Annotated in this window: 19 protein-coding genes and 1 tRNA gene; 10 read left to right on the plus strand and 10 right to left on the minus strand. The window is 60.7% G+C overall.

The annotated features are described in order from the left end of the window. Positions 1–7: 7 nt before the first annotated feature. The 4 genes from Q1A91_RS02330 to Q1A91_RS02345 form a co-directional block, all read right to left on the minus strand. Entirely contained in the window at positions 8–2,053 is a 2,046-nt protein-coding gene (locus Q1A91_RS02330; RefSeq protein ID WP_299872257.1) for an ABC transporter ATP-binding protein, read from the minus strand. Then, positions 2,050–2,937 (minus strand): ABC transporter permease, encoded by an 888-nt coding sequence (locus Q1A91_RS02335; RefSeq protein ID WP_299872259.1) that lies wholly within the window; start codon positions 2,935–2,937, stop codon positions 2,050–2,052. The genes Q1A91_RS02330 and Q1A91_RS02335 overlap by 4 nt, the downstream gene beginning before the upstream one ends. After that, positions 2,934–3,893, minus strand: a complete 960-nt coding sequence (locus Q1A91_RS02340) for an ABC transporter permease (RefSeq protein WP_299872262.1) — start codon at positions 3,891–3,893, stop codon at positions 2,934–2,936. Before Q1A91_RS02340 ends, Q1A91_RS02335 begins: the two co-directional genes overlap by 4 nt. A gap of 77 nt (positions 3,894–3,970) precedes the next feature. Continuing rightward, complete coding sequence (locus Q1A91_RS02345; RefSeq protein WP_299872264.1) at positions 3,971–5,449, minus strand: ABC transporter substrate-binding protein; 1,479 nt, start codon at positions 5,447–5,449, stop codon at positions 3,971–3,973. A 212-nt stretch (positions 5,450–5,661) separates the two neighbouring features. On the opposite strand from Q1A91_RS02345, the gene Q1A91_RS02350 reads away from it, so the two are divergent. After that, a complete protein-coding gene (locus tag Q1A91_RS02350; protein WP_299872267.1) occupies positions 5,662–6,363 on the plus strand; it encodes a Type 1 glutamine amidotransferase-like domain-containing protein in 702 nt (233 codons plus the stop codon). Here Q1A91_RS02350 and Q1A91_RS02355 read toward each other — a convergent pair. Further along, the gene (locus Q1A91_RS02355; RefSeq protein ID WP_299872270.1) at positions 6,360–7,256 is read right to left on the minus strand and encodes a LysR substrate-binding domain-containing protein; all 897 of its coding nucleotides are present in this window, start codon (positions 7,254–7,256) and stop codon (positions 6,360–6,362) included. The genes Q1A91_RS02350 and Q1A91_RS02355 overlap by 4 nt on opposite strands. A 111-nt stretch (positions 7,257–7,367) precedes the next feature. Between Q1A91_RS02355 and Q1A91_RS02360 the strand changes: the two genes are divergently transcribed. The 4 genes from Q1A91_RS02360 (at position 7,368) to Q1A91_RS02375 (ending at position 12,586) form a co-directional block, all read left to right on the plus strand. Further along, the gene (locus Q1A91_RS02360; protein WP_299872273.1) at positions 7,368–8,921 is read left to right on the plus strand and encodes a trimethylamine methyltransferase family protein; all 1,554 of its coding nucleotides are present in this window, start codon (positions 7,368–7,370) and stop codon (positions 8,919–8,921) included. After that, positions 8,918–9,853 (plus strand): 2-dehydropantoate 2-reductase, encoded by a 936-nt coding sequence (locus Q1A91_RS02365; protein WP_299872276.1) that lies wholly within the window; start codon positions 8,918–8,920, stop codon positions 9,851–9,853. The genes Q1A91_RS02360 and Q1A91_RS02365 overlap by 4 nt, the downstream gene beginning before the upstream one ends. Beyond that, positions 9,850–10,710: a fumarylacetoacetate hydrolase family protein gene (locus Q1A91_RS02370; RefSeq protein ID WP_299872279.1), complete on the plus strand. Its 861-nt coding sequence runs from the start codon at positions 9,850–9,852 to the stop codon at positions 10,708–10,710. Before Q1A91_RS02365 ends, Q1A91_RS02370 begins: the two co-directional genes overlap by 4 nt. Before the next feature lie 271 nt (positions 10,711–10,981). Then, positions 10,982–12,586, plus strand: a complete 1,605-nt coding sequence (locus Q1A91_RS02375; protein ID WP_299872281.1) for an arylsulfatase — start codon at positions 10,982–10,984, stop codon at positions 12,584–12,586. Between the two features lie 1,117 nt (positions 12,587–13,703). Here the strand turns inward: Q1A91_RS02375 and Q1A91_RS02380 are convergent. The 4 genes from Q1A91_RS02380 to Q1A91_RS02395 all read right to left on the minus strand — a co-directional run bounded on the left by Q1A91_RS02380 (position 13,704) and on the right by Q1A91_RS02395 (position 17,438). Next, positions 13,704–13,780: transfer RNA gene (locus tag Q1A91_RS02380), tRNA-Arg, on the minus strand. A 78-nt stretch (positions 13,781–13,858) separates the two neighbouring features. Beyond that, positions 13,859–15,244, minus strand: coding sequence for a HAMP domain-containing sensor histidine kinase (locus Q1A91_RS02385; RefSeq protein ID WP_299872284.1), 1,386 nt, complete (start codon positions 15,242–15,244; stop codon positions 13,859–13,861). Positions 15,245–15,282: 38 nt separating this feature from the next. Continuing rightward, positions 15,283–16,701: an FAD-dependent oxidoreductase gene (locus Q1A91_RS02390; protein ID WP_299872287.1), complete on the minus strand. Its 1,419-nt coding sequence runs from the start codon at positions 16,699–16,701 to the stop codon at positions 15,283–15,285. Beyond that, entirely contained in the window at positions 16,698–17,438 is a 741-nt protein-coding gene (locus Q1A91_RS02395) for a VTT domain-containing protein (protein WP_299873666.1), read from the minus strand. Before Q1A91_RS02395 ends, Q1A91_RS02390 begins: the two co-directional genes overlap by 4 nt. A 298-nt stretch (positions 17,439–17,736) precedes the next feature. Here Q1A91_RS02395 and rpmH point away from each other — a divergent pair, with 298 nt between their 5' ends. From rpmH to yidD, 3 genes are read left to right on the plus strand one after another with little or no spacing between them, the layout of a single operon-like run. Next, positions 17,737–17,871 (plus strand): 50S ribosomal protein L34, encoded by a 135-nt coding sequence (rpmH, locus tag Q1A91_RS02400; RefSeq protein ID WP_007118882.1) that lies wholly within the window; start codon positions 17,737–17,739, stop codon positions 17,869–17,871. Positions 17,872–17,893: 22 nt separating this feature from the next. Further along, on the plus strand, positions 17,894–18,313 hold the full coding sequence (gene rnpA / locus Q1A91_RS02405) for a ribonuclease P protein component (RefSeq protein ID WP_299873669.1): 420 nt from the start codon (positions 17,894–17,896) through the stop codon (positions 18,311–18,313). Beyond that, positions 18,310–18,546 carry a membrane protein insertion efficiency factor YidD gene (gene yidD / locus Q1A91_RS02410; RefSeq protein ID WP_299872290.1) on the plus strand — a complete coding sequence of 79 codons (237 nt, stop codon included), beginning with the start codon at positions 18,310–18,312 and terminating at the stop codon, positions 18,544–18,546. The genes rnpA and yidD overlap by 4 nt, the downstream gene beginning before the upstream one ends. A gap of 150 nt (positions 18,547–18,696) precedes the next feature. Here the strand turns inward: yidD and Q1A91_RS02415 are convergent, their stop codons facing one another. Further along, entirely contained in the window at positions 18,697–19,662 is a 966-nt protein-coding gene (locus Q1A91_RS02415) for an alpha/beta hydrolase (protein ID WP_299872293.1), read from the minus strand. 156 nt (positions 19,663–19,818) lie between these two features. Here Q1A91_RS02415 and ttcA point away from each other — a divergent pair, with 156 nt between their 5' ends. Together ttcA and Q1A91_RS02425 are read left to right on the plus strand one after the other, a co-directional pair. Further along, the gene (gene ttcA / locus Q1A91_RS02420) at positions 19,819–20,664 is read left to right on the plus strand and encodes a tRNA 2-thiocytidine(32) synthetase TtcA (RefSeq protein ID WP_299872295.1); all 846 of its coding nucleotides are present in this window, start codon (positions 19,819–19,821) and stop codon (positions 20,662–20,664) included. Positions 20,665–20,772: 108 nt separating this feature from the next. Next, entirely contained in the window at positions 20,773–22,311 is a 1,539-nt protein-coding gene (locus Q1A91_RS02425) for a bifunctional diguanylate cyclase/phosphodiesterase (protein ID WP_299872298.1), read from the plus strand. The last annotated feature ends 156 nt before the right edge of the window (positions 22,312–22,467 follow it).

The raw sequence follows: 22,467 nt of genomic DNA on the forward strand, positions 1-22,467 counted from the left end.
GACCCAATCACGACACCTGCTCTTTGGTCTGCACCCCTTGCAGGCGTGAAAGCTCCGCAACCGCATGATGGCATCGTATCGCGTGACCATCCTTACCCTGCTGCCAGGGTGGTGTATCTGTGTCGCATATTGCGCCGATCTTGCGCGGGCAGCGGCGCTGGAAGGGACAGCCGCGGGCCGGGGGAGACATCTCAACCACGTCATCTGCACTGAGGGTGGGCGCCGTGTCGGGATCAGGTTCGAGCACGGCATCCAGCAGCACTTCGGTGTAGGGGTGGGATGGTGTGGCATAGACACTTGCCGAAGGGCCGATTTCGCACAACCGCCCCTGATACAGCACGGCAACCCGATCCGACAAGGCGCGGACAACGGCAAGGTCATGGCTCACAAAGACGTATGTGGTGCCTTGGGTCGCCTTGAGGTCGTTCAGCAGATCAAGCACCGCCGCCTGCACGGACACGTCAAGCGCAGAGGTCACCTCATCACACAGAACCAGTTCAGGTTCCGCCGCAAAGGCGCGGGCGATGGCGACACGCTGTTTCTCTCCTCCCGACAGTTGGCTGGGCAGGCGGTCAAGGTAGTGAGCGCCCAGACGGACGCGCTCCAGGATCTCCGCGCTGCGTTGGTAGAGCGCGTCACCGCCCAGCCCAAAATAGAGCTTCAGCGGTTGTTCGAGGATCTCCGCGATGGTGTGGCGCGGGTTGAGGCTGTCATCAGGGTTTTGAAAGATCAGTTGCACTTTGCGCAGATGATCCGCGCTGCGATACTCAACCTCCCGCGCCAAAGGGGCGCCGCCCGATACGCTGATCTGACCTCCGGCCGGAGGCAGGAGCCCTGCGACGGCCTTGAGGATGGTGGATTTGCCCGAGCCGCTTTCGCCGACAAGGCCCAGCGTTTCGCCCTTCTCAACGGTGATCTCGATACCGTCCACTGTCATGACACGCGCGGTTTCGCGCCGCAGTATCTTGTCGAACACCCCCGGCTGGCTGTAGCTGATGGAGAGGTCTTCTAGACGCAACGCCGGTTCGTCGGCGGCGGCGACTTTCGCCGGTTCCGCGCCTGTGCCGGCAAGTGATATCTGATCGGCCTGTTCGGGGAAGAAGCAACGAACGGCTTCGCCACCCGGCTGCGGCGTCAATTCAGGCCGGGCAGAGCGGCATCTGTCCTGCGCCAGGGCGCAACGATCCACAAAGGCGCATCCCGCGCCCGCCCCGCCGGGGGCGGGGGGCGTGCCGTCCAGCGCGACGGGCAAACGCGGATCGCTGAGCTTGGGAATGGAGGCGAGAAGACCGCGCGCATAGGGGTGAACCGGGGCGGTGAGCACCTGCCGCGTGGTGCCTTGCAGTACAACTTCGCCCGCATACATGACCACGACATGGTCGCAGACCCGCGCAATCGCGCCAAGGTCATGGCTGACATAGACCATCGCCATGCCACGCGCACGGGCGATGTCGCGCAGCAGCTCAAGGATGTGTGCCTGCGTCGTGACATCAAGGCCGGTGGTCGGTTCATCCAGCAGCAGGGCATGTGGCTCCCCGGCCAGTGCCATTGCGATGGCGACCCGCTGTTGCTGACCACCTGACAGCTCATGCGGGAACCGGGTCATGATGGCATCGGGATCCGGCAGGCGAACCTGACCGAGCAATTCCACGGCCTTGGCGGTGTGTTTCGCGTCAGGCACATCGGAATGCAGGCGCAGCGCCTCGATCAGTTGCGCGCCGATCCGCAGCGTCGGCGTCAGGGACTGGCCCGAGTTTTGCGGGATCAGAGCCAACTCGCCACCGCGAATATGCTCCAATTCCCTGCGCGATTGTGCGAACATGTCCTGCCCCTGAAAGGCGACAGCCCCGTTCAGCAAGCGCAAACCTCGCTTCAGATAACCCATCGCCGCCAGCGCCAGCGTTGATTTGCCAGAGCCGCTTTCGCCGACAATGCCGATGCTCTCCCCCTCGCCCACGCGCAGATCAATATTGCGCAGGACCGGCAGGGTCTCCCCGGATTTCCCGGTGAAACCGACGGAAATGTTGCGGATGTCGATCAAAGGCGTGCTCATACCGGGGCCTTTTGGGCCCGGTCGATGCCAAGGGCCTTGGCCAGTGCATCTGCCGTCAGGTTGATCCCGATGATGAGGGACGACAAGGCGATCACCGGCCCCAGAACGCCCCAAGGTGCGAACGACATGAAGCCGCGTGCATCCGCGATCATCAGCCCCCAATCAGGCGTGGGCGGGGAGACGCCAAAACCAAGAAAGGAGAGCGAGGAGAACGCCAGCAGCATCCACGACCAGCGCATCGCGCCCTCGACCATCAATGTGTCCAGCACATTGGGCAGGAGTTCGCGCTGGATGATCGTCATGCGGCCATGTCCGCGCGCGCGGGAGGCGGCGACAAAATCGCGGGCCACCACATCATGGGTCGCCGCGCGGGCAATGCGGATCACGGGAATGCCGTAAAAGAAGGCCAGCGTCGGGATCAGAACCTCGATCCCGGTGCCGAAGGTCACGATCAGAACCAGCATCTTCAGGATCCACGGCAGGGACAGGAACGCGTCCACAACACGCATCAGAACCTCATCGACCCGCCCGCCGATCAAGCCAAAGAAGATGCCGACAAATCCGCCCCAGGACACCGCGATGGGTGTGGCGATCCCGGTGACCAACAAGGCCTCCCGCCCGCCCAAAAGCACGCGGGTAAACACATCGCGGCCCAGATGATCGGTGCCGAGCCAATGCGCCGTTTCCGGCCCGGTCAGCATCATCGCGCTGTTCATGGCCTTGTAATCGTAGGGCACGATCAGCGGGCTGACCAAGGCCAGCACCACATGAAACACAACAAGCGACAGGCCGATTGCGCCGGACGGACGGGACACCACATCGCGCAGCACCGTCAGAATACGGTTCAAGCGCGTGTTTTGCTGGGGCGCCGTTGTAACGTTCATCCGCGCCTCATGTGCAATGTGCGCAAGCGCGGGTTGGCGATCATGGTAAGGATATCAGCGCTCAGATTCACGCCGACATAAACAGTGGCCACAATGAGCGCGATCGCCTGCACCACCGGCAGGTCACGGTCCGAGATCGCGTCGATCATCATGCGCCCCAGACCGGGATAATTGAACACAACCTCAATCACCACGACGCCGCCCAGGAGCCAGGCAATCGTCAACGCCACGACGTTGATCGCAGGCAGCAGCGCGTTGGGCAAAGCGTGGCGGAACACGATCCGCCAGTACGGCACGCCTTTCAGCGTCGCCATCTGGATGTAATCACCGGCCATCACCTCAATCACGGAGGACCGCACCATGCGCAGAATATGGGCCGTCATCACCATGGTCAGCACCAGAACGGGCAGCAGGATCTCCGGAAAGAACGCCGAAGCGGGCGCATTCGCCGAGGTCAGCACGATACCGGGCAGCCAGCCAAGCCAGACGGAGAAGACCAGAATGAGCACCGTCGCGGACACAAACTCCGGGATGGTCATGGCAAAAATGGCGAGGGTCGACACCGTCAGGTCAACGGGGCGATCACGCCACAGCCCAGCGACGACGCCCAGGAAAATCGCCAGCGGGACACCCAAAGCAAGCGCACAGGCCGCCAGCAGGAGCGAGTTTTTAAGCCGGTTGCCAACAAGTTCGGCAATGCTCTTTGAACCATTCGCAGAGACACCCAGATCGCCTTGCGCGGCACTTGTCGCCCAATCGAAATAGCGCACGGCGGCTGTTCGGTTCAGCCCTTGCGCCTCACGACAGTTTTCAAGCAGCTTGCCTTGCGCTTCACGCTCCAGAAATGCCGTGCAGGCGTCTCCGGGCAACATCTCGACGCCGGTGAAGATGATCATGGAGACGATGACCACCGTGACCGCACCCAGAAAAAGCCGACGAATGAGCATGCGAAGCATGGGAAGAAACCTGACTGGCGGGGGAATGGACATACATGGGCACAGCTTTTGCTGCGCCCATGTCGTTCTTCAAAGTCTCAGTCGACCGTGATCTTGTGCCAGCGCACCGCGTCGTTCTTTACCTCGTCGAGGTTTGAAACCCGCGAAGACACGCCAACCAACTTGGTCACTGTATACGGGATCAGCGTGCCCGCGTTCTCCTGCAAATGCTCCTGTGCCGCCACATAGATCGCCTTGCGCTTGTCAAAGTCCAGCTCCCGGCGCGCGTCGGCCAGCATGCTGTCAAAGGCTTCATCCTTGAAGTAGCTTTCGTTCCACTTTGCCGTCGAAAGATAGATCTCGTGCAAAGCCTGATCTGCAGGGCGTTCGTTCCAGCGGGTGGCCGAGACGTCCTTTTTCATCCAGACCTCTGACCAAAAACCATCGGAGGGTGCCTGCACCACATTGACCCGAATGCCGGCCGCAGCGGCTTGTTCCTGATAGGCCACGGCAAGGGTGGGCCATGTCGGCTCCAGCGTTGCAACATGCACGTCGATGTCGATGCCATCAGGATAACCTGCTTCGGCCAGAAGCGCCTTTGCGCCTTCAATGTCCTGCGGGCAGGTCAGATCGGCACGATATTGGTCGTTGGGTTCAACCGGCGTGTCACAGGCCACGATCCCTTCGCCGCCCAGAACCAGCTGCACAAGTTCTTCACGGTCAGCGGCCATGCGAACCGCCTGACGCACGCGCACGTCCGAGAAAGGTTCGACATCGGTGCGGAACACCAGGCCGCGCCAGTTGCCCGTCGGAATGACCTGCACGTTGTACTTGTCCGATCCCGACAGCATGACGCGCTGCTGGGCCGTTATGCCACGCTCCATATCGATCTGGCCGCCAAGCAGCGCCTGCAAGCGGGCCTGCCCATCCGCGATGCCGATCACTTCCATCCTGGCAACACCCGGCGCGCCTTCCCAATAGTCGGGGTTCGCGACCAGAACCGTCGTGCCTTCGGCATCAAAGGTTTCCACCTTGAAAGGTCCGGTGCCGTTGCCGCTGGTTGCGATGGTGTCGCCCGACCCTTCGTTCAACATACGCAACCGATAGTCCATCAACTGCAACGGCATGTCGGCAAAGGGCGTGTCCAGCGTGATCTGAACCGTCATGTCATCAAGCGCCTTCACCTCGGTGATCATCTTGACGGCGGACCGCGCCGGGCTGTCGCTGTCGGGGTCCAGCACGCGGTTCAGCGAATAGACCACATCGGCAGCTTCAAATGTTGATCCATCATGGAAAGTCACGCCGTCGCGCAGCTTGAAAGTCCAGACCGTGGCGTCTTCGTTGGCTTCCCAGCTTGTCGCCAGATCCGCCTGTGGCTTGCCATCAAGACCGGGACGGACCAGACGGCTCATGATCTTTTCGGTAATCTGGAACACGCGGCCTTTCGAAATCGGATCAAGGCTTGAATTGGCGCCGAATCCTAACTCATGCGCTTGACGAAATGTCCCGCTCGGTTCTGCTGACGCCAACCCGGCGGTCAGCGCGGCAACCGACGCAAGTGCGATAATTCGTTTCATTGTGTCTCCTCCCAGTATCGGAGGGCTTATGCGGCACCCTCCTTATCAGATGTTCGTCCTCAGCTTCGCGGATCGACAAACGCAAATTGATGCGCCCATGAATGGAATTTTTGCCATCCATCGTGACTGGAAAACTCTTTTGAAGGTCAAGCTTTGCCCTTTGACATCCATAGAACAAATACCGTTTCTTGGGGGATGTATGTGAAAAACGCATGAAAGAGAGTGATGTGGCGGATCTGAACATCGTTGCAATCGGGGGCGGTGGCTTTACGCATGCGACCTATCCGTCTCTGGATACGTTTTGCCTCCGGCAAACAGGAAAAGACGATCCCAAAGTTGGTTTCATCGCAACAGCCAGCCAGGACGACGTTGTCAAGATCGACAGGTTTCATGCCCGCTTCAACGATCTGGTGACGCATCATGAACATCTACCCATGGATTGGACGGCTGAAAGAGTGGCCGAGGAACTCGCCCGTCTCGACCTGGTTTATGTCGGTGGCGGCAATACGCAAGCAATGGTCGCTGACTGGCGCAAGACCGGTTGGGATCAGGCATTGCGCAATGCCGCCTTTGACGGGCTGACGCTGGCAGGGGTCAGTGCCGGTGCGGTCTGCTGGTTCGACAGTTTCTTGTTCAGCTCCGGGAACGGCCCAATGCGTCCGCTGCGTGGGCTGGGGCTTCTCAAAGGCGGGGCGTGCCCGCACTACGCGACTGAATTTGAGCGGAAAGGCGCGCTTCACGCGGCGGTCGCCGCAAAGGAAATGCCCCGGAGCATCGCAATCGACGACGGCGTTGCAGTGGCCTTTGGTCCAGACGGCCCAACGAAAATCCATGCCGCCGAGCCGACCGGCGGCGCCTTTGAGGTCAGGCGCGGACCTGATGGCACAGCCCATGAGGCCCCGCTGACCCTCTAGCCGCAGTCTTGTGCCGCCTGCGCGAGCATCCAGTTCATCACAGCCGCAACCTCCGACGTCCGTTCGCTGCTGGGTTTCGCGAGCAAATAGAAGGACCGCTGCGGATGCAGCCGCGTTTCAAATGGCTTGATCAGATGGCCTGCATCCAGCTCCGGCTGCACAAACGGCAAGATGCCCAAGGCCACGCCAAGCCCATCAGTCGCAGCCTGCATCACCAGATTCGTATCCGTAATCACAGTGTCATCGACCCACTCCAGATCAGGACATCCCGCTTCGGTCAGCCAAGCCGCCCATTCAGACCGGTCCCGCTGGTGGATGATCGGGTAACGTGACAGATCACGCGGATCATCAAGACCACCACAGCGGGCCAACAGCGCCGCACTCACAACCGGCGCATAGGTCACATCCAGCAGCCTGTGGCATTCCAGCCCGGACCAGTCACCGACACCCCAATCAACGGCCAGATGCGTATCCATCATAACCGCATCCGTGATCCGGGGGCTGTCGCGCAGCACCAAATCAATCCTGGGACAGGCCTGTTTGAAAGCCGCAAGGCGCGGGATCATCCAGCGCGCGCCAAAGATCGGCCCAACCGCAAGCGTCACTGTGCGACGCGAGCGATGAATGCGGTCCTCAACCGCGCTGCGGATCTCTCCGAATGACCGCGTCAGCACTGCGCTCAGCGTGCGACCTTCATCCGTCAAAACGACAGCCCGCGTCTTGCGAATGAACAGCTTGCAGCGCCAGTCCCGTTCAAGTTCCCGAATCTGATTGCTCACGGTCGTCGGGCTGACACAAAGCTCTTCGGCCGCATCCTTGAAGCTCAACCTGCGGGCGGCGACTTCGAAAGTGCGAAGCGCGGTCAGCGGAAGTTTTCTGGGGGCACTGCGCACGGGTTCAGGCTTCCATAACCACAAATTTCTTTATTCATAGTGCAAGGACAAATTACTTGTCGAGAAACAATGCCCCCGCGACTGTGCTCGGGACAGAACCAGAGGGCAGAAATGGTAGATGGCGCGGATATTGTGCCCCGTCGCGCACGTTCCGGCGGGAGGCGCAAAACAGGGCAGCAGCGTTCAGACGACGTTCCGGCGCGCAGGCTTCCTGTAGCAGGGCGGTTGAACCCTCTGGGGGAACAGGATCTCGCGCGCATCCACGACACCTCGTTGGACATCCTCGCGCAGATCGGTCTGAGCGATGCCCCGCCTTTGATGATCGACGTGATAACCGCCCGTGGCGGCGGAGTGAATGACGACGGGCGCCTCCTGATTCCACAGGCGTTGGTCGACAAGGCGCTCGCCGGGATGCGCCGGAATTTCACCCTGTTCGGACGTGGCGGCGACCATGCGCTTGATCTGACCGGCGCCAAAGTACACGCCGGGTCGGGTGGCGCGTCTCCCCATGTTGTGGATCGCGCGGATGGCAGCTACCGCCCCGCGACGCTTGCAGACCTTTACGATGCCGCGCGGCTCGTCGACACGCTGGACCACATCCATTTCTTTTCCCGGTCAATGATCGCAGGCGATATGCAGACAACGCGCGATCTGGACATCAACACCGCCTTTGCATCGCTTGCGGGGACGCAAAAGCACGTCATGGTCAGCGCAAGCGATCCGTCCCATGTGCGCGACATCGCGCAGATATGTTATGAAATCGCAGGGTCTGAGGATGCCTTTCGCGCCAGGCCATTTCTCTCTTTGAACGTCAACCACGTGGTTCCCCCCCTGCGGTTTGATACCGACGCCTGCATGGTTCTGGCCGAGGCCGTGACGCGCGGTATACCGGTCATGGTCAACACGTTCGGACAGATGGGCGCCTCCAGCCCAGTGACAATTGCGGGATGCCTTGCCCAAACCAACGCCGAAACGCTGGCCGGTATGGTCTTTGCATGGGCCCTGGATCCGGCGGCACGCGCGGTTTACGGCGCAAGACCCATGGTCACTGATCTGCGCTCTGGCGGCATGGCGGGCGGCGGAGGAGAGCAAGCAGCCCTCACTGCGGCAGCTTCGCAGATCGCGCGGCACTATGACCTGCCCAATTCGACAATCGCCGGGGCCACCGACAGCAAGCTGGCCGATGCACAATCGGGGTATGAAAAAGCCCTCACAGTCACGCTCGCGGCACAGGCAGGGGCCAATCTGATCACCCAAGCGGCAGGGACGCAGGCGGGCCTGTTGGCGACGTCATTGGAGGCTTACGTGATTGACAACGACATGCTGGGCGCGATCCTGCAATCCTGTGGTCAGATCGAAGTGAGCGACGCCACCCTGTCGGCAGATACCGTGTCGGATGTGGTGCGCGGAGAAGGGCATTACCTTGGTCACGCCGACACCTATGCGCGGATGAAGTCGGACTTCATCTACCCCCAGCACGCAGATAGGCAGCCGCCCGAAGCATGGTTGGCGGGAGGGTCACCCACGATAAATGCCTCCGCGCGAGAAACGGTGAGGACGACGCTGGCTGAGCATTACCCATCGTACATCCCCGAGGCCTGTGAGCAGTCGCTGCGGGCCCGGTTCAACATTGGCCTGCCAAAATCAAGGATGCGTCCGGCATGAAGATCGCAGTGATAGGTGTCGGGGCCATGGGCTCCATCTATGCGGCTTTGCTGGCTGATGCGGGCCACGACGTATGGGCTGTCGATACCTGGGACGCGCATGTTGATGCGATCAACACAACCGGGTTGCGGGTGGAAGGCGCCAGCGGTGACAGGAGGGTCACAACGATCCGCGCAACCACGCGGATGTCAGACGTCGGGCCGTGCGACCTGTGCCTGATCGCAACGAAAGCCTCGGGCGTTGGGCCTGCCGCTCAGGATGCGGCGGCGGTGATCGGTAATGACGCGCTGGTCCTGACAATCCAGAACGGCCTTGGCGCCGCAGAGCGGATCGCCGGACACATGCCGGTCCAGAACGTCCTGCTCGGCGTCGCAGACGGGTTCGGTGCCTCCATGAAGGGCCCCGGTCATGCACATCACAACAGCATGAAACTGATCAGAATTGGGGAGATCGAGGGCGGCCTGACGGATCGACTGCAACAGATGGAGCGCGTCTGGAAAGACGCGGGCTTCAACGTCAAGGCCTTTGACAACATCACCCAGCTGATTTGGGAGAAGTTTCTGTGCAACGTCACATTCAGTGCCCCCTGCACCACATTCAATGCCACCGTCGGTGAACTCATGGAAAGCCCGGAGCATTGGCACATCGCGCTTGGGGCCATGCAGGAGGCCTATGCCATCGCCCGCGCCAGAGGCATTCAACTGTCCTTCGACGACCCCGTTGCCTATGTCACGGCGTTTGGCGCGGGCATGCCGCAGGCCAGACCCTCCATGCTGCTGGATCATATGGCGGAACGGGTGTCGGAACTGGATGCGATCAACGGAATTGTTCCCGTGATGGGCCGCGATGCGGGCATCCCTACCCCCTATAACGACACGCTCACCGCCATTCTAAAGCAGCGCGAACGCGGCTTCGGAGGGTCGGCCAAATGAATATCGGCTCCTTTCTGCAAAACGGCCGCGCGCTCTACGGTGTCTTTATCGAGGGGGGCGTGCGTCCTGTTGGCGCTGACGTGCAGGCGCGGTTTCCCACATTGCGAGACCTGCTCGATGCAGGGGACGTTGATCTTCTGCGGGACGGCTCAAACCTGTCAGAAACACTCCACCTTGGTGAAATCACATTCCTTCAACCAATACCCAACCCGCGCAAGATCATCTGCGTTGGCCTGAACTATCCCAAACCCTACCCGGTCGACGGCGTGGTGCCTCCGAAACCCGACAACATCATTCTGTTCGGCAAAGAGCGCGACACACTTGTGCCGCATCACGCAGCACTCGAAATGCCCATGGGCGCGCCGTCCCGGAGTTTTGACTACGAAGGCGAAATCGCGGTGGTCATCGGCAAAGCGGCGCGACATGTGTCCCACGCGGATGCGCTGAACTCCGTTCTGGGATATTCCATTTTCAATGATGGCTCCGTGCGGGAGTGGCAGAAACACTCGATCTACGCAGGCAAGAACTTTGCGAACTCCGGATCGTGGGGGCCGTGGATCACCACGGCAGATGCGCTCGCGCCTGTGGAAGACCTGCAACTGACCGTGGCTCTGAATGGCGACACGGTACAATGCGCCTTTGGCCGCGACATGATTTTCACTCTGGCCGCGCAAATCTCCTACGCCTCCTCGCTCTTCTGTTTGCACCCCGGAGACATCATCGCAACAGGATCACCAGACGGAACCGGAGGCAGCAGAACGCCCCGACGGTTTCTGCTGCCCGGTGATCACCTCTCGATCTCTGTTTCTGGAATAGGATCATTGGAGAACACGGTCACCAAGACCTCATCGTCGTAAAGCATCGCCAACTTCGTCCCGACAATCGACCGTCATCCATCTCTCTCGCTGGTTTCTGCAAGCCATCCCTGAGACGCTGACTGTCCAATCAAATCCGGGGAAAGGCCTGCGGGTTTCGCGCCACTTTGCCGTTCATGCAGGATATGGGCCGGCCTGACCTCACGACACCCAAACAGCGGGCTTCAGCACGCGCGATCAAAGTCTGTTGTCTTTGTGTTTAGGCGGTCCTACGCTTTTTTCACACATTGCCGGAGGTCAAACGATGCCAGACATGAACGAACGGCCAAACGTCATCTTGATCCTCGCCGATGATCTGGGCTTCGCGGATCTTGGGGTCACCGGTTCAGAAATCAAGACACCCAACATTGATGCGCTTGCGCGCGATGGCACGATGCTGTCGGCCATGTACAATTGCGCCAGATGTTGCCCCACCCGCGCGTCCTTGCTGACCGGGCTCTATCCTCACAATGCAGGCGTCGGTCACATGGGGGCCAATCTGGGCACACCTGCCTATCAGGGGTTCTTGCGCAATGACAGTGCGACGATTGCAGAGCATTTGCGCGCCAATGGCTACCGAACGCTGATGTCCGGCAAGTGGCACGTGGCCGGGGATTTCATGGCCCGCGAGGTCGACAGCTGGCGCGTCGGCGATGTGGAACACCCAACGCCGCGCCAACGCGGGTTTGACCGCTTCTATGGCATTGTCGATGGCGTCACGCATTTCTTTTCGCCCCATTACATGCTGGAAGACGACAGCCGGGTTGAGACCTTCCCCGATGATTTCTACTTCACCGACGCAATCACCGACAAAGCCATCGGCATGATTGAAGAGACACCCGACCATCAGCCGTTCTTCCTCTATCTGGCGCATACCGCCCCGCATTGGCCGCTTCACGCCCATGAAGAAGACATCGCCCGATACGACGGTGTTTACAGCGCCGGCTGGGACGCCACGCGCACCGCGCGCCACGAGACGATGAATGCCATGGGGCTGTTCCAGACCAACTGGGATATCTCCCCCCGCGATGATCAGGTCCACTCCTGGACCGCAGAGAAGAACACCGATTGGGAAGCCCGCAAAATGGCGACCTATGCGGCAATGGTGGACCGGATGGATCAATCCATTGGCCGTCTGATCGCCGAACTCAAACGCATGGACAGGTTCGACAACACGCTGATCTTGTTTCTGTCCGACAACGGCGGCTGTGCCGAGTTCATGGCCGAAGATGGATGGGCCAAGTTCTTCCCCGATACCACCGCTGACGGCCGCAGGATTGAGATGGGCAATCGCCCTGACGTCATGCCCGGAAATGCGCTGACCTATCAAAGCTACGACAAACCCTGGGCCAACGTTTCCAACGCGCCCTTTCGGCTGTTCAAGCATTACGTGCACGAAGGCGGCATATCGACGCCGCTTGTCGCGCATTGGCCCAAAGGGTTCAAAGCCCGCGACACCGCCCATGCCGCCTGCCACGTCGTGGACATCTTGCCGACCATTCTTGAGGCAACGGGGTGTACATATCAAAACGAGGTTGGCGGGCATGAAATCCAGCCGATGCAGGGTGAATCCCTCCTCTCCCTGCTCTGCGGAAAGGAATGGGAGCGCGCACAGCCGATCTTCTTCGAACATGAAGGAAACGCTGCCATTCGCCTCGGGCAGTTCAAATTGGTGCGCCAATATGCGCAGGATTGGGAACTTTATGATATGGAGGCGGACCGAACAGAGTTGAACAATCTGGCCGGCACATCTCCCAGGCTTGAGGCGGATTTGAAAGGTCAGTATCTCTCATGGGCCGCCCAGACCGGAGTTCTGGATTGGCAGGTTGCGCTCCCGAAGTTACTGGACGCCTGGAAGATTGAAACTGCGGAAGGCTAAGTGGTTGCGGCGCTTTCCGGCCAGTGACCCTTTGCCTCTTCCGCGGCGGTGCAGCCCCGTCCGGTTTTGCCCCGTCCGCAGCGCAGGCTGGCCTCCGTCAGATCAGGATTGCGCACCATTTCCACAGATCGCCGCAGATGCCCCAAGCATACGCAGGTCACGCCCGGCACAGCCTGATGGCCGACCAGGGATTTGTGAAAATGCGGCAGACCGAAACGGGTTCAGAAACGGACGACCCCACCAGCAATGGTTCGACAGAATGCGCAGGAAACTCAACAGAGAAACGCCAAAGGGGGTTGTGGAACATCACGAACCTTTGACTCGAGAAAGCGAATTTCTTGAATCCCGCCAGCGCCGCGCGTCATACAATATTGGCCCAAACGTCAAGCATTCTTGCCCCAAACCGGATCTACATCAACCCTTGGACAAACGGAGGCACAGCGGACTTTGCTGCCATTCCTTATCTGCCGAAACGAAAGCCGTGCATTGCCAGACCGCGGGGTGGCGATCCGACGTGGGTTCGGGGCAGTTTATGGCTGCCAAGTTATTGCTCCAACAGAAGGATGCGCAGGTGGCAGCCAAATCGCCAACCCGGTGGGGCGGTCTGGCGATGCACGGCGGGCTAAAGCCCTTGATTCCGTGCGGGGGTCCTTTTGCTGGCACCGCGTTGGGCTCTTTTTCCTCTTTCGCTACGATCCGCACGAAGGTCTGCAATGGGTTTCCGATAATCAGATCAAGTTAAGCCCACACGGAGGCAGGCCCATGCCCTGCCATACCTTTCATCCTGACATTGGGGATTTGGAAAAGCCAAACGCCCGATGTAGTAAGGGTGAAGGCGCAGCCTTCCCCTTCGGGCAATCCCATTCGACAAGGCCGTGTCCTCGCTACGCTGCGGGCCGCATCAACCTTGTCGAATAGCGTTGCCTCGCCCCCATCCGCGTTCCCCACGTGGCAGATTTACACGAGAAGGCGGCTTCGCGGTCTGATCTACAAATCGCCCCCGATTTTCCGGTTGGGAAACGGGATCAAATGAAACAACCCAAATGGGTCAAGGATCGGGATTTGGTCGGTTTATGACGCAACGGTCAAAGTCATCTGACGTTCGTCTGGGGTGAAGTGGCGGACCGAGGAGGATTCGAACCCCCGACCCCCTGATTCGTAGTCAGGTACTCTATCCAGCTGAGCTATCGGTCCACTGCTGGGCGGTTTAGTGGGCCTGCACAGGCTTTGCAAGCCCCCTTTTAAGCGACATGGCCATTCGCTCAGCGCCTCTCAAAGGGTCCCATCCCCCTTGGGCAAGGTGATGCAGAATACAGTGCCATTTTCATCCGTCCGCAAAAGCTGCAACCGGCCGCCGTGGCCCTTCACAAGCTCTGCCGCGATGGCCAGGCCAAGGCCAGAACCGCCCTTGCGCGCGCCGCCCTGAAACGGGGTGAACAGATGGGTTTGCGCCTTTGTGGGCAGGCCGGGGCCGGTGTCGCTGACCTCGATCTCCCAGGCGTTTTCGGTGTCATTGGCCCGCAGGGCGATCTCGCCTCCCCTGCCCGTTGCCGCCAGCGCCTGCCGCGCATTGCGCACAAGGTTCGACAGCACGCGGTACATCTGTTCAGGGTCCGCGCGGATCATCATATCCGCAGGCACATCCACCGCAAAACTGATGTCATGTCCGGCACTGGCCAGCCGCTCTCCGGCCAGCGCGTCTTCGATCAGTTCCGGCAAGGCAACCATCGTCAGCGTCGGCCCGGGTTCCTCCGCCTTGCCAAAGGCAAGCGTGCTTTCACACAGATGCACCGCGCGGGTGATGGAGCCCACCAGCTTGGGCGCCATACGTTTCACCGTCGGATCCTCGGACATTTCAATCCGGTCGGTAAAAAGCTGCGCCGAGGTCAGGATGTTGCGCAGATCATGGCTGATCTTGCTCACCGCCGATCCCAGCTGCGCCAGCCGCTCCTTCTGTTTCAGCGCCTGCGTCAGATCCGTTTGCATCGTGCGCAGTGCCACTTCCGCCTCATACAGTTCTGTCACACTGGCGGAGGGTTCAATGATCCGCCGCGCGTCCTCTGGCGCCTGGGCATAGCGCTGCATATGCCCCACCACGCCCTTGATCGGTTTCAAGAGCAAGGCGCGCATCGCGACAAACAACAACGCCGCAGTCACAATCGAAATCACCGCCGACAGGATCAGAATCCGCACGCCATAATCCAGCATCGCCATGCGCATGGGGGCCGTTTCCATGGTGATCTCAATCAGCAGGCCCGCGTCTCGCACCGGCGCGCCAATGACCCGGATCACCTCGTTTTCCGGCTGCAACAGCCGCCGCGTGGCATCCCCGATCAGCGAAAACGCGGTCGACTCGCGCAGATCAAAGGTCTCCACAATCGGGCGCGGCATCGGAGAGGCCAGCATCAACTGCCGCACCTCATCCCGGCGCAGCACCACATTGAACACCTCGGCATTCAGCAGCAGTTCCGCTTCCAGTTCTTCATCGATCATGTCATCGGCCAAGAGCGCGAGCGAGGCAATCTGCGCCCGCTCCAGCCGGTTCAGCATGTAATCTTCACGAAACCGCGCGATGGAGGGGACAAAGATCAGCACCTCTGCCAGCATCACGAAGATGATGGTCAGGATCACCAACCGGCCCGAAAGGGAATTGAACATCTGCCGCTACCTTAAACCCCGAAGACCGCCTGCCCTGCTCACGGAAGATACCGCTGCACAAAGCCCACCACGCGCTTGACCGTATCGCTTTCAAACAGGCGCGGGCTGAAATACGCGCCCGCTGCGCGTTTGTTGATCTCGCCAATCGTCGGGTAAGGGGCGACCATGGCGGCAATTTGGCTCATTTTCATGGAGTTGGCCAGTGCCAGCGCCCAGAGGTTGATCAGCTCTCCGGCCTGATAGCCGACAATGCTGACGCCCACGGGGCGGCCTTTGACGACCATGACCTTGATGAACCCCTTGGTTTTCCGCTCCGCAATGGCGCGGTCGTTGTGGGTGTAGTGAAACCGCACAACCTCCAGCTTGATGCCATGGGCTTTCTTCGCTTCCGCTTCGGTCATCCCGACCTGAGCCAGCTCGGGATCGGTATAGGTGGCCCAGGGGATATGGGCAGTCTTGGCTTTTGAGGGCAGCCCAAACAGCATCGACCGGATGATTACCCCCGCATGATACCCCGCCACATGGGTGAATTGCAGCCCGCCTGCCACATCGCCGATGGCATAGACCTTCTTGTTGGTGGTCCGCAAAGACGCATCCACCTTGATTCCATTGCGCGCAGGCTTGATGCCCGCCTTTTCCAGATCCAGCTTTTCGGTATTCGCTTTCCGCCCCACCGCCATCAACAGATGTGAGCCCTTGAAGATACGGCCATCCTTGGCCTCCACCTCAATCGCGCCCGCTTTGCCGCGGATTTCAGCCGCCAGCGCATCTTCCTCAATCACCACGCCTTCGTCCCGCAGCGCATCCAACACCACACCCGCCAATTCCGGATCATCCTTGCCCAGAGCCTTGGCCCCTTCGATCACCGTCACTTTGCAGCCCATGCGGATATGCGCCTGCGCCATCTCCATGCCAATCGGACCGCCGCCGATGATCAGCAAATGCTCGGGCGCCTCGCGCAGGTCAAACAACGTCTCGTTGGTCTCATAGGGTACATTCTCCAGCCCCGGAATGGGCGGCACCAGCGGCGCGGACCCCGTGGCAATCACCACCCGACGCGCCTTGATCACTGTGTCCCCCGCCTGCACCTCGTCCTTTGAGATAAAGCGCCCGAATGCCTCGATCACCTTGACGCCAAGACCCTCGAAGCGTTCCACGGAATCCATCGGCTCGATCTGCGCAATCACATCGGCCACATGATCCTTGGCCGCCGCATAATCCACCACGCCCGCCGCATCCTGCACGCCATATTGCGCCCCGTGCTGCTGCCCATAGGCCGACTTGCCCGTGGCAATCAGCGCCTTCGACGGCACACAGCCATAGTTCAGGCAATCCCCGCCCATCTTGTGTCCTTCCAGCAGAACCACATCCGCGCCCATCTGCGACGCTCCCGCCGCCACCGACAGCCCTCCCGACCCGCCGCCAATCACCAGCACATCCGTCTTGATCCGGTTCATTTCAGCAATTCCTTCTTGCCCGTCAGTTTCTTGATAATCACCGGCAGCACCGACAACAGGCACAGGCCCAGGATCGGGAACAGGATATAGGGCTCAAAGATGATCCCCAGATTCGGGCTTTCCCCACGGGCGAACACGTCGCCCAGCCCCGCCCCCACGGAGGTAAAGACAAGGCTGCCCGGAATGATCCCGATAAAGGTCGAGATCACAAACCGATAGAGCGGCACCCCCAGAAACGCCGGGATCAAATTGGCCAGAAAGAACGGCACCGCAGGCACCAACCGGATAAAGAACAACATCGACCACTGGTTCTCATCCAACCCCTTCTTCAGCCGCGCCACCATCCCGTCAGACGCCTCCATCCGCGCCTTCAGCCGCTCCCCCAGCCCCATGCGGGCGGCCAGAAAAATCACCGACGCCCCCAGCGTGGCCCCGGTGATGTTGACCACCGTGCCCAGCGCCGTGCCAAACAGAAAGCCACCCGTCAGCGTGGCAATCGCCGCGCCGGGCAGCGAAAAGCCCACGATCAGCACGTAGATCGCAATGAACCCCAGCACCGTCAGCACAAAATTGGCATCCCGGAACGCCAGCAGCGCCTCGCGGTTGTCGCGCAGCGCATCAAAGCTGAGATAATCGCGCAGCGTGAACGCCCCCACAATCGCAACCACCGCGATGGCGATCAACGGCAGATGGCGCATCAGCGCCGACTTCTGCATCTCGGTCTCTGGTTCGGTCATCTGCGTCATTTTCTGCACCACTTTCAGGGTTGGTTGCTGTTTCACCCTAGATGGCGCGTTAGGCTTGCGCGGGATAGAGCCCTCACGGGCGCTTGATCATCGGTGTATAATAGAGGGCTGTTTGTGACGACATGCCAGCCGATTGAAACATTTCGCACCGCTCAGGCAGGATTTATTGCAAGAACAGGCGAAAATGCCCCTTCTACCGTTTGACTTGGCGCAGGTCGCGCCGTAAAGACCGGGTCTGAATTGCAGCGCCGCCCGAATCCGGGCGCGCATCTTAGATGGAGACGGAGCGATGAAACGCACCTTTCAACCCTCGAACCTCGTCCGCAAGCGCCGCCACGGGTTCCGTGCCCGTATGGCGACCAAAGCGGGTCGCAAGATCATCAATGCCCGCCGCGCGCAGGGCCGCAAGTCGCTGAGCGCTTAAGCGCCAGCCATTGCCGCAGACATTGATGCCGCCGGAGGCGCCCCAGACAGGCACAGATGCCAGGGTCGGGGCAACGCCCCCGGCGGCTTTTCTGCGTGTGGAAACCCTGACCAAACGTGCCGACTTTCAACGCGCCTCCCGCGCCGCGCATCAGGCCACCCCCGGTTTCATCCTGCAAATGCGAAGACGCCACGCGGATGAGCGCACCAGCGCCGACATCCGTGTCGGCTTCACCTGTTCCAAGAAAGTCGGCAATGCCGTCGCGCGAAACCGCGCCAAACGCCGCCTGCGCGAAATCGCCCGCCTTGCGCTGCCCAGCCTTGGCCAGAGCGGCCACGACTACGTCCTGATCGGCCGCAAGGGGGCCACCGCCACCCTGCCCTTCGCACAGTTGCAAGCCGACTTCGCCCGTGCGCTTGCCAAACTCCACACCCGGTCATGACGCTGCTCGCCCGCCTCCTGCGCCTGCCCGTGCACGGCTACCGCCTGATCTTCAGCCCCTGGGTCGGCTTCAACTGCCGCTACCAGCCGACGTGCAGCGCCTATGCGCTTGAGGCCTTGGAGAAACACGGCGGCCTCAAAGGCACATGGCTCGCCGCCCGCCGCATCGGGCGCTGCCATCCCTGGGGCGGCGACGGATATGACCCCGTGCCGGGCAAAGAAGACCGTCCATAGCCACCCGGCGTTAACCACTCACCGCACGCTGCGTTAACAGTCGGGCCTGAAAACGGGGCGGTGTACAGGTTGTGCACAGGGCGTGTACGGGTTTTTGCCCCTCGGCCCACAGGCGTTAACGCAAAAATATTTTCGCGCAACGCCCGTTTCCTATCCCACCGGCACCCCCGCAGGCCACAGCACCAGATTGCCCGCACTGCCTTGCAACCGCGTCGGGATCTCATGCCGGTCCGTGTCGCCCCGGATCGTATGGGCCATGTCCTCCATCACCACATCATCGTAGAAATACCAGGTGTGCGGCGCGTTCGCGACGCCCGCAAAATCCCCCCGGTTGGCTTTGAAATAATTCCCGCAATTGATGTTCACGGCTTTGCCCGGCCGGTCCTCCGGCAGCCCCACCCGCCCCAGTCGCGGTGAGACCCCCACCCGTTTGACGTTCGACAGCGACAGCACATCATCGAACGGATTGAAGTAGTTCGTCAGCCGCACACAATGACGGTAAAGCGAGCTCGACTTCGACGATCCCGCCGCCATCGAACTGGCAGAAACATCCCCCGACAGCAGCATCACCTGGCTGACAGACCAGCTGTGTGCCGCCACTTGCGGGCGGTCATCCGCATCGTCAAAAGCCTCGCGCAGCACGTAAGACCCCATCGAATGCGCCGCCAGATGCAGGTTGATCCGGCACTCCGGCGTCTGCATTGCGGCAAAGCTGGCGATCCCCTCATCCACCAGCCGCAAGGCGGTCATTTTCGCGTCCGTCCGGTCTTCGAGGTAGTTCAGCGCCCGGTCGTCGCTGGGCCAGTCGAAACTGATCACCGATCCTTCAAACCCGTGCCGCTCCAGCCCCGCGCGCAGCAGGCGCTGGCGTTCCAGCATCACGTCCATCGGTGTGTTAAACCCATGCACGTAAACCACAATATCCCCCACCGGCGCATCGTCCTGCGGCCCGTGCCGGGCCTCTGCCATCACCGCCTTGATCCAGGTGTCCTTGTTGATCTGATGCGTCGGCTTGGGATGTTTGACGTTGCTGGGGATCTTGAGGAAGTAATTCGCGCCGGGTTCAGCCGTGAATGCCCCGTCACGCACGGAACGCACGCAATAGATATAGTCCATGATATGCTCCTGAAATTGTTGAGTGATTGAAATTCAACCACAAGTATACATCTTCCGGGCGGTTCTCGAAATACCGGTTTCCCTGACCTTTTTGCGGGACCGTCGCGGGGCCGCGCCCCGCTTGATCGGCACCGCATGATCCACTAAGCCACCGTCATGCTGGATCAACCCGACGACATTCACCCGCTGTTCTACGGCGCCCCGCAAACAACGGAGTTCAAGAAGCTCCGCAAACGTATTGTGCGTGCGACCCGCGAAGCGGTGGATCAATATGGCATGGTCGATCCCGACAAACCCAAACAGCGCTGGCTGGTCTGCCTCTCGGGCGGCAAGGACAGCTATACCCTGCTGGCGGTTTTGCACGAACTGCAATGGCGGGGCCTTCTGCCCGTCGATCTGCTGGCCTGCAATCTCGATCAGGGCCAGCCCGGTTTCCCCGCGACCGTGCTGCCTGCGTTTCTTGAGAAAATGGGCGTGCCCCACCGGATTGAGTATCAGGACACCTATTCCATCGTCATGGACAAAGTGCCTCAGGGGCGCACCTTCTGCGCGCTCTGCTCGCGCCTGCGCCGCGGCAATCTCTACCGCATCGCGCGCGAGGAAGGCTGTTCCGCCGTCGTGCTGGGCCACCACCGCGATGATATTCTTGAGACCTTCTTCATGAACCTCTTTCACGGCGGGCGACTGGCGACCATGCCGCCCAAACTGGTGAACGAGGAAGGCGACCTGTTTTTGTACCGCCCTCTGGCCCATGTGGCCGAAGCCGATTGTGAGAAATTCGCCCGCGCGATGGACTATCCGATCATTCCCTGTGACCTCTGCGGCTCACAGGACGGTTTGCAACGCCAGCAGGTCAAGGCGATCCTTGACGGCTGGGAAGCCAACAGCCCCGGCCGCAGGCAGGTGATGTTCCGCGCCCTGATGAACGCGCGTCCTTCGCATCTGCTCGACCCAAAGCTCTTTGATTTCACCGGACTTTCCCTGAAGTCCGACGCATTTTAGCAAAATTTTCGCAGATAATCATCGCCCCGTTAACACCTGCACCACCCCTCACAGGTTAAGCCTACCCCACCGCAGCGACATCTCCGCGCTGCTTTGAGGAGGTATGGAATGGCGCAGATAGAGCATCCGATGCTGACCGGACTGCGACGGCGGTTGGCACTGTATCTCACGGGCCCGCCTGCGCTGGCTTTCCTGCCCTGTATCTCGCTCGCCTCCTACTGGCTCGGCGGCGAAGGGGCGCTGATCGTTGTGTCCGGCCTGCTGCCGCTGATCTATCTTGCCGCCGGCGCCATCCATGAAGAGCGTATTCCGCTGGAGCGCTACGGCGATGTCCTGCCGCGCGCTGCGTTTGATGCCAAAGTCGCGCAAGTCCATGACCATTGTACCGGCGCGCGCGAAGAATCGACGCTGATGTTTCTGATGCTGGAAGAGTTTGATCAGATCGCAGGCCGCCATGGACAGGCCACGGCCGACCTGATCCGACAGCGCACCGCTGACCGCCTCACAGCTGTTCTGCGTGATGCAGACGCTCTGGGCGAATTGGGCGATGCGCGGTTTGCGATCTGTACGGCCCCCATGCGCCAGCTTGACCTTGAAACCTGCATTCAGCTTGCTGCGCGCCTTCAATCCGCGGTGGAGGAACCGATCTCCGTCGATGGCATCACCATCTACATCACCGCCTCCGTGGGCTTTTGCCAGCACGCCCGTGCGCCGGGGCGCACGGCCACCGACTGGATCGAAGCCGCCAACACCGCCTTGAGAGAAGCCAAACGCCATGGCCCGACCGCCATCCGCGCCTTCAACGACGACATGCACCGCGCCCAGCAAGTGCGCAGCACCCTGCGCGATGACGCCGCAACCGCGCTCGACACCGGTCAGATACAGCCCTGGTTCCAGCCGCAGATTTCCACCGACACCGGGGAGGTCACAGGGTTTGAGGCTTTGGCCCGCTGGAACCACCCTGAACGCGGCATGATCTCCCCTGCGGAGTTCCTGCCTGCGCTGGAGGAAGCAGCACTGCTGGAACGACTGGCAGAGGTGATGATGTACCACAGCTTTGCCGCACTCAAAGCCTGGGACGGCGCCGGCGTCACGGTCCCGCAGGTCGGTGTCAATTTCGCCGGCTCGGAACTGAACAACCCCCGCCTGCTGGAAAAAATCAAATGGGAACTGGACCGATTTGACCTTGCTCCGAACCGTCTCGCGGTTGAAGTGCTGGAAACCGTGGTGGCAAGCGCGCCGCATGACATGATCACCCGCAACATCAACGCACTGGGCGAATTGGGCTGCACGATCGATCTGGATGACTTTGGCACCGGGCATGCCTCCATCGCCTCCATCCGCCGTTTCTCTGTCGCGCGGATCAAGATCGACCGCTCCTTTGTGATCAAGGCAGACCGCGACCCCGAACAGCAACGCATGATCGGTGCGATCCTGACCATGGCAGAACGGCTGGGCGTTGAAACACTGGCAGAAGGCGTTGAAACTGTTGGAGAACATGTCCTGTTGGCGCAACTTGGATGTGACCACGTACAGGGGTTCGGCATCGCCCGGCCGATGCCCTTCGAACAGACCCTCGACTGGCTTGTTGCACACAGTGAAAAGCTTCAGGACATGCCGCGCATCATGGGCGGCAAAGACAGCTGAACCCGCCCATTCGGCTGTTTCTGCCGCCGTGACACAACAGCGGCCCCGGCCTGTTCCAAACAATGTCCCCCGCCAGCCATCCCGCACGGTCCCCCGGATGGCCGCGATAATCGCCCGTTTCCTCCACGAGCGCCCCATCGCCGCAGCCATTTTCAC

The sequence above is a fragment of the uncultured Sulfitobacter sp. genome, assembly GCF_947500075.1.
Taxonomy (GTDB): domain Bacteria; phylum Pseudomonadota; class Alphaproteobacteria; order Rhodobacterales; family Rhodobacteraceae; genus Sulfitobacter.

Excerpts from the sequence above, each read along its gene's own strand:
- Q1A91_RS02370 (WP_299872279.1), top strand. The coding sequence starts at position 9,850 with ATGAATATCGGCTCCTTTCTGCAAAACGGCCGCGCGCTCTACGGTGTC.
- Q1A91_RS02360 (WP_299872273.1), top strand. The coding sequence starts at position 7,368 with ATGGTAGATGGCGCGGATATTGTGCCCCGTCGCGCACGTTCCGGCGGG.
- Q1A91_RS02375 (WP_299872281.1), top strand. The coding sequence starts at position 10,982 with ATGAACGAACGGCCAAACGTCATCTTGATCCTCGCCGATGATCTGGGC.
- Q1A91_RS02385 (WP_299872284.1), bottom strand. The coding sequence starts at position 15,244 with ATGTTCAATTCCCTTTCGGGCCGGTTGGTGATCCTGACCATCATCTTC.
- Q1A91_RS02395 (WP_299873666.1), bottom strand. The coding sequence starts at position 17,438 with ATGACCGAACCAGAGACCGAGATGCAGAAGTCGGCGCTGATGCGCCAT.
- Q1A91_RS02340 (WP_299872262.1), bottom strand. The coding sequence starts at position 3,893 with ATGCTTCGCATGCTCATTCGTCGGCTTTTTCTGGGTGCGGTCACGGTG.
- Q1A91_RS02335 (WP_299872259.1), bottom strand. The coding sequence starts at position 2,937 with ATGAACGTTACAACGGCGCCCCAGCAAAACACGCGCTTGAACCGTATT.
- Q1A91_RS02365 (WP_299872276.1), top strand. The coding sequence starts at position 8,918 with ATGAAGATCGCAGTGATAGGTGTCGGGGCCATGGGCTCCATCTATGCG.
- Q1A91_RS02330 (WP_299872257.1), bottom strand. The coding sequence starts at position 2,053 with ATGAGCACGCCTTTGATCGACATCCGCAACATTTCCGTCGGTTTCACC.
- Q1A91_RS02345 (WP_299872264.1), bottom strand. The coding sequence starts at position 5,449 with ATGAAACGAATTATCGCACTTGCGTCGGTTGCCGCGCTGACCGCCGGG.
- yidD (WP_299872290.1), top strand. The coding sequence starts at position 18,310 with ATGACGCTGCTCGCCCGCCTCCTGCGCCTGCCCGTGCACGGCTACCGC.
- ttcA (WP_299872295.1), top strand. The coding sequence starts at position 19,819 with ATGCTGGATCAACCCGACGACATTCACCCGCTGTTCTACGGCGCCCCG.
- Q1A91_RS02390 (WP_299872287.1), bottom strand. The coding sequence starts at position 16,701 with ATGAACCGGATCAAGACGGATGTGCTGGTGATTGGCGGCGGGTCGGGA.
- Q1A91_RS02350 (WP_299872267.1), top strand. The coding sequence starts at position 5,662 with ATGAAAGAGAGTGATGTGGCGGATCTGAACATCGTTGCAATCGGGGGC.
- rpmH (WP_007118882.1), top strand. The coding sequence starts at position 17,737 with ATGAAACGCACCTTTCAACCCTCGAACCTCGTCCGCAAGCGCCGCCAC.
- Q1A91_RS02415 (WP_299872293.1), bottom strand. The coding sequence starts at position 19,662 with ATGGACTATATCTATTGCGTGCGTTCCGTGCGTGACGGGGCATTCACG.
- Q1A91_RS02425 (WP_299872298.1), top strand. The coding sequence starts at position 20,773 with ATGGCGCAGATAGAGCATCCGATGCTGACCGGACTGCGACGGCGGTTG.